The 10,914-nt window shown below is 49.7% G+C and carries 5 protein-coding genes and 2 tRNA genes; 5 read left to right on the forward strand and 2 right to left on the reverse strand.

The features are described from left to right. Window positions 1-12: 12 nt before the first annotated feature. On the reverse strand, window positions 13-2,181 hold the full coding sequence (locus ABD949_RS18135) for a carbohydrate binding family 9 domain-containing protein (protein ID WP_345245531.1): 2,169 nt from the start codon (window positions 2,179-2,181) through the stop codon (window positions 13-15). 401 nt (window positions 2,182-2,582) lie between these two features. On the opposite strand from ABD949_RS18135, the gene ABD949_RS18140 reads away from it, so the two are divergent. Then, a complete protein-coding gene (locus ABD949_RS18140; RefSeq protein WP_345245533.1) occupies window positions 2,583-5,051 on the forward strand; it encodes a GAF domain-containing sensor histidine kinase in 2,469 nt (822 codons plus the stop codon). Window positions 5,052-5,217: 166 nt separating this feature from the next. On the opposite strand, the gene ABD949_RS18145 is transcribed toward ABD949_RS18140, so the two are convergent. Beyond that, on the reverse strand, window positions 5,218-7,779 hold the full coding sequence (locus ABD949_RS18145) for a M14 family metallopeptidase (protein ID WP_345245535.1): 2,562 nt from the start codon (window positions 7,777-7,779) through the stop codon (window positions 5,218-5,220). 175 nt (window positions 7,780-7,954) lie between these two features. Between ABD949_RS18145 and ABD949_RS18150 the strand changes: the two genes are divergently transcribed. From ABD949_RS18150 to ABD949_RS18165, 4 genes are all read left to right on the forward strand, one after another. Then, window positions 7,955-8,029 (forward strand) — tRNA-Glu (locus tag ABD949_RS18150). Window positions 8,030-8,104: 75 nt separating this feature from the next. Beyond that, a tRNA-Glu gene (locus tag ABD949_RS18155) sits at window positions 8,105-8,179 on the forward strand. A gap of 537 nt (window positions 8,180-8,716) precedes the next feature. Then, entirely contained in the window at window positions 8,717-9,541 is an 825-nt protein-coding gene (locus ABD949_RS18160; protein WP_345245537.1) for a hypothetical protein, read from the forward strand. A 536-nt stretch (window positions 9,542-10,077) separates the two neighbouring features. After that, window positions 10,078-10,464 carry an energy transducer TonB gene (locus ABD949_RS18165; RefSeq protein WP_345245539.1) on the forward strand — a complete coding sequence of 129 codons (387 nt, stop codon included), beginning with the start codon at window positions 10,078-10,080 and terminating at the stop codon, window positions 10,462-10,464. The last annotated feature ends 450 nt before the right edge of the window (window positions 10,465-10,914 follow it).

Raw genomic sequence — 10,914 nt, forward strand, 5'->3', positions numbered from 1 at the left:
ACCCAATTGGGGTTATACATTCCACCAATACGTGAATTTTAGCACGAGCGCCCGGTTCTTTACGGCAAATGTGCCGGGCAGGTAGTTGTCGGTATAAACGATAAACAGGTCTGAAGCTGGTTTGTAGCGCCACTGGAGCCGGGTGTTCAGGTTTACATTTCGGGCCTGCTCATTGTACTGCATAAAGGCCGTAAAGTACAGGGTGTTGGTCATGGTAACATCTACCCGTGGACCCACCAGCCAGAAGGTCCGGTTGCCCCAGGGCTGCGGCAACCGGATGTCGTTGTAGCTCGAACTGACCGCCACACTGACAAAGGGCTGAAACCGGTAGCCAACCTCCGTTGTCAGGTTCAGTCGGGTGCCTCCGGCATAATAGCCGCCGTAGCGGGTAGAGAACGCGTACGTAAATACGCTTTGGGGTTTAGAGATAAACTCGGTGCCCCAGGCGTTCCAGCGGTGTTCAGTACCACGCGCCAGGGTATCTAGGCCAATGTTGGTCGGGTCAAAAGGTTGCAGCAGTTTAACGTAGTCATGGGCCGCCCACGCCGTAAACGAACTGCGATTCCGGAAGCCAACATTGTAGGAGATAAAGCTTTCATTGTCCGTCTGCTGCATCGATTCGTTAAAGAAGTACGTAGAGCTGATCCGGGGGCCGTGGCTGAGCACAATGCCTCCTTTCGGAAACATCAGATAACCCGCCGTCGGATTTACCTTCACGTATCCCCGGCGTGGGACATAACCTACCTCAGCCGTGTAATTGCTGCCTACATACTCGTGCTGCCAGCCCAGAATGATTTTCCGGCTTGTATACAGCAGATTGCCCGCGTGAACATAATCGTTACCTGACCGGCCAGGGCTAAACGACCGCAGCAGCAGGGCTTTGCCGGTCCAGTGGTTGTTGGACGAAGCCAGGTTATATTCAAACCCGAAATTGCGATTGTATTGCGAATAACGGGGCTTATCGGGTTGTGGGATGTAATCCAGCGATTCTTTGTTGATGGCGATGATGCCGATATTGGACCGGGAGAAGATGCGCCGTTGCAACGAGAACACGGCGAAGTTCTGAGCGGGCAGACCGGTTTCGGCCACACTGCCTGTTTGCATGTCCATCAGCCCAATGCGCCAATCTTTGTTGAGCTTTCCGCTGAGCCTGGCACCGAAGTGAATGGGCACCCCCAGACCGATCCGCCGGGAGAAGAACGGGCGGATTGACGCGTAGCCGAAGTTGGTGAACATATCCCCGTTTTCCAGAAAGAACTGCCGCCGTTCGGGGAAGAACAGCTCAAAGCGGTCGAGGTTGGTTACCTGCCGGTCAACGTCTACCTGGGAAAAATCGGGATTTACCGTCAGATCCAGGTTCAGCGAGGAGGTAATGGCTACCTTGGCATCGACACCCACATCCCGGCGGAATTCATTAGGGCGCTCTGTTCGGTACTCCCGCGATACGCCGGCCAGGGCGTATGGAATAATGGAGACGTTTGGGCCGGCGCTTGGCGGGGGCTGATCCCAGACCAGAATACCCGTGTACGCCAGTGAAGCTGTGGGGAACTGCCGGGGAACCGGTGCCCAGCTCGACTTCTCCGTGGTTTTCAGATCGAGCCGGCTGAAGTTGATGCCCCAGCGGGTAATGCCTTTTTTGTACCGGATGGTCTTGAATGGAATGGCTGCTTCAAAAATGTATTTGTCTTCGTAGTTCTTTACCACCGATGTCCACTTGTTATCCCAGTTCAGGTTGGCTGCTCCGCCTTCGTACAGCAGGCCGTCCCACTGCGCCCCGGCCGCGTTGGTCCCGAAGGTAAAGCCGTTCGTCTGGTCATCGAACGGATCAATAAAGAAGATAAAGTTGTCGTTCTTGCCGAAGTTCCAGTCGCGCCGGAGCGACTCGACCATGTAGGGGCCGGGCAGCGCATGGTAACAAATGGCGGTGATGTACACGTTCTGGTTATCGTAAGTCATCCGGACATCGGTGCGTACCTTAGCCGCACTGGTGTCCATAGGCAGCACCATGTGGAAGTCAGACGCCGACTCCGCATCCTGCCAGGCCTGTTCATCCAGCACGCCGTCGATTTTAATGGGCGAGGTGGCTTTACGGATGTGATATTGAAAGGATTCGTTTTTCTTTTGGGCAAGCAGCGACACGCTAATCAGTTGAAGAGCGAGCAGAACGCGAAAAAATTTCACCAGGGTAATGTGGTTAGGTTTTATTAGGAAAGCAAAGGTAAGGGAGTTTTTACGGTATACAGGCAAAAATTATAAGCCGGGGCTATGGTAGTCGCCCTTTTCATAAGACTGATCTGCGCAGACCGCTGTATAAGAATATACGTTTCGTTTCTGAATGGATTCCAAAACAACGTTTCTTTGCCCAGTAGACAACGTACGTTCGAAGACCGGAGACGGAAACCTGGTGCGTATCGCGAACGATAACGTATAAGACTTTCCTCTCGGTTTATTGGGATTGTTGGGTGTACAGCGACCTGACTCAGTAAGGTTGCAGAAAAATCGGTTTCATACTGATTAGTCTCAAGTTTTAATGCTGTCATCAATACGAAAGCCATATTTGCCGTTAAAAAAAATAGTTTGCTTTGCGCACGAAAACCGTATTTGAATTGCTTTACGAAGCCAGTAAAGTAATTACCTCCGAAATTGAGCTGCAAAACGTTGTTCAAAAAGTCACCGATATTGCTACCGAACTGACTGGTGCTCAGTTTGGGGCTTTCTTCTATAATGTTACCAACCAAAATGGTGAGTCCTTTGTACTTTATACCATTTCAGGCGTAGCTAAGGAAGCTTTTTCCAAGTTTCCCATGCCTCGCAATACTAAGATTTTTGAGCCTACGTTTACAGCCACCGGTACGGTGCGGTACGATGATGTAACCCAACAGCCCCACTACGGAAAAAATCCCCCGCATCATGGTATGCCCAGGGGCCATTTACCCGTAAGGAGCTATCTGGCCGTGCCGGTTGTATCGCCGTTTACCAAAGAAGCCATTGGGGGCCTGTTTTTTGGGCATCCACAACCCGGTCAGTTTACGGAAGAATCGGAAAAATTGGTGGAGGGTATTGCCGTGCAGGCTGCCATTGCGATTACGAACGCCCGGTTGTTTGAGCAACAACGATTTAGTGAAGCAAAACTGAAAGAACAGCGGGAGCAGTACAAAAGCATCTTCAATGCCATCACTGATTCGGCTATTATCTACGACGAAGATGGCACCATTGTGGAGGCCAACCCAACGGCCAGTCAGCTATACGGCTACCAGTACGAGGAGTTGATCGGACTGAATGCCAGCCTGTTTTTCAAAACACCAACCGATTTTCAGGCTTTAAAGGAGATTGCTCTATCAGGGCGAGAATATGCCGGGGTGCATGAGCGGATAAGGCAGGATGGCAGTCTGATTTGGGTGGAGTTCAAAGGGATACGATTTATTTACAAAGACAAACCTCATGTACTTTCCGTTTCCAGAGAAGCACTGCGGCAAGATCGTACCAAAGAAGCTATGCAAAACGCTGAATCGCTGGCCCACATCATCACCAGTGTTTCACCGGTAACCCTTTGGATGACCGACCGCGATGGGCAAATCATCTACATCAATCAAACCTGGGTAGACTGGGTAGGTGGGAGTATGAAATCACACCTGGGAGAGGGTTGGTTGAGCGCGGTACTGCCTGAAGACAAAGAACGGACGCAGCAGACGTTTGAACAGGACTTTCAGAACCGCCGGCTGTTTGCAATGGAGTTCCGCATCCGGCGAAAGAATGGTGAAATCCGCTGGTGTTTATCCAACGGCAGTCCCTATTATAATGAGGGTGGTAAATTTGGGGGCTATGCCGGGTCAATTTCGGATACCACCGAACGAAAAGCAGCTGAACAGAAGCTGGCCAGCCAGAATACGCTGATCAATACCATTACCAACAATACGCAGCAGGCTTTATTGCTGATGAATGAAAAGCAGGTTTGCACCTACATGAACCCGGCGGCCGAACAGATGACTGGTTTCAGGATGGAAGAAGTACGGGACAAGCCGCTCCATTATTACATTCATCACACCCACCCGGATGGAAGCCACTTTCCGATTGAAGACTGCCTGATAGACCGGGCCCTGCCGACAAAAGCCCAAACCAAAGGGGAGGAGGTTTTCGTTCACAAAGACGGTCATTTCTACCCCGTAGCCTTCACGGCCAGCCCCATTGTGGAAAATGGAGTGCCAATTGGCACGGTGATCGAAGTCAGGGACACGACCGAAGAAAAACGAATGGAGGAAGCCCTGCGAAGCAAGGAAAAGCAGGCTATGCTTCTGCTGGAGCAAAAAGTGGATGAGCGCACGCGGGCGCTGGAACAAAAAAACAAAGAACTCGAACAGTTTGCCTATGTATCGCACCATGATCTAAAGGAGCCTATCCGTAAAATCATGCTGTTTACTGAGATGATAAAGGACGATAGCTTTGAGCAACTGACTGAAGCATCCCGCCACCGGCTGGACCGGGTTATTGATGCGTCTCAGCGGATGAGCACGGCCCTGAAGGATATTCTGGACTATGCCAGCCTGGCCAAAGCCGAATCGTTCACGAGGGTAAACCTCAACGATGTCCTGAAAGCCGTTGAGCAGGATCTGGAGTTGCTGATAGCCGAAAAAGGGGCCACGCTATCCATCGGGTGGTTGCCCACGATTGAGGCTGCCCCTCAACAGATGCACCAGTTATTTTACAACCTGCTCAACAACGCGCTGAAATTTGCTAAGCCCGACCTGCCACCGGTGGTAACCATCTCCAGTCAGGACCTTTCCTGGGAGCAGATAAACCGACGGGATGGGCTGGATAGCCGCCGGCGGTATTGGCAGATTACGGTAGCCGACAATGGCATTGGCTTCTCAGAGGAAAATGCCGAAAAGATCTTTGTCATGTTCCAGCGGCTGCATACCCGCAAAGTGTATTCGGGTACGGGCATCGGTCTGTCCCTGGCCAGAAAGGTAGTTCTAAATCACGGGGGAACAATCTGGGCGGAAGGTAAGGAAGGGGAAGGTGCCTGTTTCCGGGTGCTGCTGCCGGCTGAGTAACTGGCATTGATGCCATAGAGCAGCAATGCACCCTGGATGGAGCCAACGGGTATGTTGGTTAACGGTGGTTTACAAAAAAAGCGGAGCGGTAGTAACCGCCCCACTTTTCCCCTATACAAACAGACTTAGCTTATTGCGCAAAAGATAGGTTTACTGCGCCCAATGGCTATTGGTTACCCGTCATAAATACAGCATTACCGAACAGCAGCTTGCCATTGTACCAGAATCCCCGGAAGAGCGGATCATTAGCCAGGTAGATAATGGAACCCCGACCTAGTGTCTGTTCACCCATAATCAGGGTGTTCTTCAGCTTTTCCTTCGCGTTCCGGCCGGCAAATCCCGCTACATAGTTGTCGTCTTTCAGGTAGCCCACGTTCCAGCCCGACTTCAGGAAGTCGAAATTGTAGGCATCCTGTATTAAGGCGTAGTAGCCGTTGGTCAGGCCAAACGCGAGTGGGTGGGTGGTATCCAGGTTTAAGCGGTAGATGCTGCCTGGCGTTTCGTCGGAAATGGCGCTACGTTCCCGATCGCCGTAGAGTTTAAGGCTATCGGCTGGGTTAGTTTTTCGACCGGTCGTACCCGCCAGTCTTCCTTTGCTCTTATCGTCGGCATCTTCCTTTTCTTTCAGGGCAAAATCGGGCTTGCCGGCCAGGAATGCGGCCGCCCGCTCCAGGGCAATCAGCTTGCCGCCGGAACGCACCCAATCCTTAATGGAAGTCAGCGTGCGATCCGTGAGAATGCGGGAGTAGCTGCCCGACGGCAGAATCAGGACATCCAGTTTGCGCCAGTCGACATTGGCCAGCGTCTGGCCGTCGATCAGCGTTACGGGGTAATTCAGCTCCTGGTCGAAGTAATACCAGACTTCACCGGCATCGGTTGGTGAGGTGCCATCACCCACGACCACGCCCACGCGGGGACTCTTTAGCGACAGGACCGAGCCCGAGCCCAGATCGGAACCTTTGGTAACAAAACCGGACGCAATAGGAGTTGCCCTAATACCGGCCTCCGTTGCTGCCTGTTGTACAATAGCATCCAGACGGTCGCCCAGCCGTTCGTTGCCGGATCGGGTAATGATCAGCGAACCGGACGGGTAGGTTTGGCCGTTTACCTCAAACTCTTTTTCGGCTGCCCGTACCCGCACCTTCTGCTTTAGTAAACCCGCCAGTAACTGAACCGAGGGCAATGACTGCCACCGGGCCACGTAGGCGTACGGCTTACTCACCGAAGGCGTAACGGTAACTGCCGCTTTGGGCGGGTTAGCGACCGGATCAATCCGGGAAGTAAGACCATAGGTGCCTACCCCAAAGGCATAGGGAATCGACCAGGCGGTAATGTCGTACGTCACCGAATCCTCCAGTTTGGAAGTAGGCTCAAACAGGATCTTGAGCAGGGTAGACTTGGGCTGGTAGGCGCTGATGACCAGGTCTGCCGGCGCTACCGAAATGTTCTTCTCGTTTTTCTGGCTGGCATAGTTGAAGCCCGGTGCCGTTACCGATTTGCCGGCGTAGCCGTACCGGATCTGGTTCCGGTCGAGCAACTGGCGCAGGGCCTTCATGCGTCCCTCGTCGCCGTTGGCTTTGATTACGTACGATTTATACGCCCCGATTGGATTGGAGCGGGATTTTTCAAAGTAGCTTACAAACTCTTTCACGACCTGATCGGGCCGGTCGGCTACGGATTCCAGGGTAGCCATACTGGCAGCTACATGGTGGTCGATACGTTCACGAAGCGTCAGGGTGTCACCATCGTTTTTTTCGAGAGCCAGACCGGCCCGGCCACCACCGCCCTGCTCAAACGTCATGCCTATAGCTCCGTTGTAGGTGGGCCAGGTATCGCCGTAGCTGGGGTAGAACAGGTCGAAGCGTTCCCGCGTGTAATAGAGCCAGTTGTTGCGGTCGAAATACCGGGTGTTGTACTGGCCGATGATGTCCTGAAACTGACGCTGCCAGGGCGTTATGTCTTCGTGGAAGGGCTTGGCCGATGGCGCAAAATAGTACGGACTCTCCGGGCCCATTTCGTGAAAATCGCCGTGCAACTGGGGCATCCACTGGTGGTACAGCGCCATGCGCTGCTGGGTAACCTCCTGCGTTTGCCAGGCCCAGTCGCGGTTCGGGTCGAAGATGTAATGGGTGAAGCGCCCTCCCGGCCAGGGCTCCTGATGCTCACGGGCAAACGGCGTAGGGTTAGGATTGCGGCCCACCATCTGGTTGTACCAGTTCACGTAGCGGTCGTGACCGTCGGGGTTAAGGCCAGGATCCAGAATCACCACGGTGTTCTTGAGAATCTTCTGCGCTACCGGATCGCTGCTTTGCAGGAGGCCGTACAGCACCTCCATGAACGCTTCGGAACTGACAGCCTCGTTACCGTGAACATTGTAGCTCAACCAGGCAATAGGCGGCTGCGGAGTCGTAGTCGGTTGCCCGTCCAGGAGGCCGATGCGTTTCAGGTTGTTGGTCCGGATTTCCTCCACGCGGCTCAGGTTCGCTTCGGAAGCCACGACCACCGCCACCAGCGGCCGGCCTTCGAACGTGGTGCCGTAGGGGAGGAACTTAACCTGGTTGGGAGCCTGCCGGGCTATGTGCTCGGCATAGGCAATAACCCGGTAGTGGGGAGTGAATTTACTGCCGACGGGGTAGCCTAAAAACTGAGCCGGTGAAGGCAGTCCAGACTGCGCCCAGGCAGAGCAGGTGATGAAGGAAAAAAGAAAAAACAAGGCGTTTTTTTTCATGCAGGGGGTTAATATGAACCTGTTAACAGTCAATCAGTTTTAGTTCGTCAAAAATAGTACAAAAGCAGTTTTTAAGGCTCATTAACGCAGTTTTTTTAGGGAGGTATTTGCATTTGAGGAAAATCACTGTACCTTTGCACCACGTTTGAAAAAACGGTCATAACCGGAATTAAAGGGCCCATTCGTCTAGCGGTTAGGACACGTCCCTTTCACGGATGAAACAGGGGTTCGATTCCCCTATGGGTCACCAAAATAGTTGGCGGTGTGCAGTAGGCAGCCAACTATTTGTAGCAAAGTTTTCTGCCTACTGCACACTCCAAAAAAGGGCCCATTCGTCTAGCGGTTAGGACACGTCCCTTTCACGGATGAAACAGGGGTTCGATTCCCCTATGGGTCACCAGGCCCCGGCACCCGCCGGGGCTTTTTTGTTTTGGGCGGTATACGCGCTAGTGCAAACCCATAGGAGACACGCGGCTCGCTGCTCGTCCGCGTTTATAACGCGAGACGGGCGAGGTTCGCGTCTGTGACGCGCATGACGAAAGTATCAGCCACCGCAGCACAAGCCGGGTTTTGGTATCTTCTAGCGGTTTACAGGCATAGAGGATACGTGGTTACGTATATATCAATAAATTTTCATGAAAAAGCTCCGCTGCTTATCGATCGGAGCTTTTTCTATTTACATTTGAATTCTATTGGTATTTCGTAAGACGCTGGCCATCGCTATCTTAATGTTGAAGAATGGAAACGCATTGAAGTCTAAATTTTGTGTTTTAGAATCTATAACCAGCTTACTAACAGTATCTTATGGTTATACGAAGTTGCGTACAATATCATGTTGGGTGGATGGTAAAAAGTGATTATTTTCCTCATATTTTAGCGACAACGGAAAAGTATCGGTAGGTAGAAAGATTTATGGAACAAAAAAAAATACTTGATTTTGGCTAAAGTAGCACAAGGAGACTGGAATGAACCCTCTAGTCTTGTGGAAGACTATTCTTTGGTTTTAGACTTTATAAATAGTGAATCAGAGCTTAGAGAGAGACTTGATTTTTACGATAAGTTGTACTATGAGAATTTGCCAAGGCATTTCTCTTTATCTTTTGAGCAGATTAGTTTAATTGGTGATTTGATAAATATTCCGCTTGAGAATTATCGAGAATTTTATAAGTATTGGCCAAATAAACTAGACAATAAGTTGTTCATTGCACTTAGAGATAAATTAAAGTTAAGATTTGCATCCGCCTTACAAATAGGCAATGAATTACATCATAATTACTATCTAATATATAATTATAATTTTTGGTTTAAATCTAGAGATATAGATTTTGCTAATGATTCAATTGATACTTTTGAGAGAAGCTTTCTAATGGAAGAAATGTGTTTTGAGAATTTAAAAGAAGCTGAAATATTCAGGACTTTAATTACTTCAAGATTATGGTCAACAAGAAGACCTGATAACCGCTATTATTTCAAAGAACGTCTATTAGAAGAACTCAACAATAGCCTGAGTTCGATTCAGACGATTTTTACCTCACCTAAAGATACCGTAAATACTCTTATCCCAAAAGATTTTTGGGATTTTAATATGAGATATTCTAATGAATATGCTTTAAGTTCAATTGAGCACAAAGATGAAAAGATTAAGCAGGTGAAGTTAGAGTATTGGAAAGTTTATGAGGAACATAAAAGTCAAATCGATGAATATATAAAAGTGTTTAACATAGTTCAGAACCCACCATTATTAATTCAAAGAGCTTCATAGTGGTTGGGTTAAACACCAGAGAAAAACAACGGGTTTCCCAGAGTCACGGGGAAGTTGTACGTCTCAAGAGGGAAACTCTTGAGCTTCCACGTTTAACTCGCCTGCGACAAGTCAAACGTCCTGGTGAGCCTGACCGGCTGGGCAGTGGGTTGAAATCGACTGCATTTGTATTGGATTAGCTCCACCTGTGCAGCTTACCAGTCGACAGGCAGCACGCCCCCGCAGGACAGCGGACAGCCCAACCCGACAGGTGTGTAAAGGCTGAAAGTATAGCAGTTTAGTCTGGTTTGTGAGCCAGCCATCAGCACCTGCGGGCGTTGGGTGCGATTCCAAAAGTCGCTTGCTTTTCCGGCTCCGTGCGACAGAGCAAACGCCCCAGTATGGCGGCTTTGGGCGTACGGGGCAGATTCCGGCTGACAAGCCAGAGGCCCCGCAAGGCGAGCTATTGAGTCTCTATTTCCGGGTTGTGTCCAACAAGAGGAACATTACAATAAGTTTACATTTCAATACAAAGTGAGTCACTACAGACATATTCTATGAAAAAACTTTTATTAATATTTGCTTCTACAACGCTCGCTTTCTCTGCAAGTGGGCAGGTTTACAAAGAATACGATGTTGACAAATCGGCCAGTTTTCCAGGTGGCGAAATGGCTTTGTACACCTTTTTGCAAGACAGCCTTCGCTATCCTAATGAAGCTATCCAAAATAATGTCAAAGGTTCCGTTTTCGTTGAATTAACTATTGACAAAACTGGGAATATAACCCAGGTTAAACCGATTAAAGGCATCGGTAATGGTTGTGATGAAGAAGCTGTTCGGTTAGTAAAAGCTATGCCTCGATGGCAACCCGCTCAAAAAGGTAACAAGTCTGTTGCTATGTTGTATAACCTTCGTATACTTTTCTTACCACCAGAAAAGAAGTAGTTTAGCGACCTACACGTTGTTGTCCGCTTCGCGTGGGGCAGTTTCCAGGCGACAGGACTCACATTATTAGGCAGATTTTTGCTTCTGTACCTAGATTCAGGTTGATGACCTTATTATCTTTTTAATGTTGAATAAAAATGAAGTTAGTGCAAAGTCATTTGGGTCGAAAAACGAGTACACTATATTGGCTGACAGATTATTTATAATCACAGCCAATTTTAACAAAAGCACTGAGTATTCAATTAAACTTGAGGAACTTGGGTTTGAATTGGTGCGGGAGAAAACCAAGTCGCTTATATAGGTTATTCCAATTTACCTTATCTTTACTGGCTTAGAACTCTATGTTTTAGAACGTGTTTAAAAATGGAGCGCTGGGGTTAGAAAAAGCGGAAATCAGCCTATCTTGAGGGTTAATCCGACCAAAGATGTACCCCTCCGACTTGACTGATT

Origin of the sequence: Nibrella saemangeumensis (genome assembly GCF_039541915.1) — a bacterium.
Lineage (GTDB): Bacteria > Bacteroidota > Bacteroidia > Cytophagales > Spirosomataceae > Nibrella > Nibrella saemangeumensis.

Excerpts from the sequence above, each read along its gene's own strand:
- ABD949_RS18165 (WP_345245539.1), top strand. The coding sequence starts at position 10,078 with ATGAAAAAACTTTTATTAATATTTGCTTCTACAACGCTCGCTTTCTCT.
- ABD949_RS18145 (WP_345245535.1), bottom strand. The coding sequence starts at position 7,779 with ATGAAAAAAAACGCCTTGTTTTTTCTTTTTTCCTTCATCACCTGCTCT.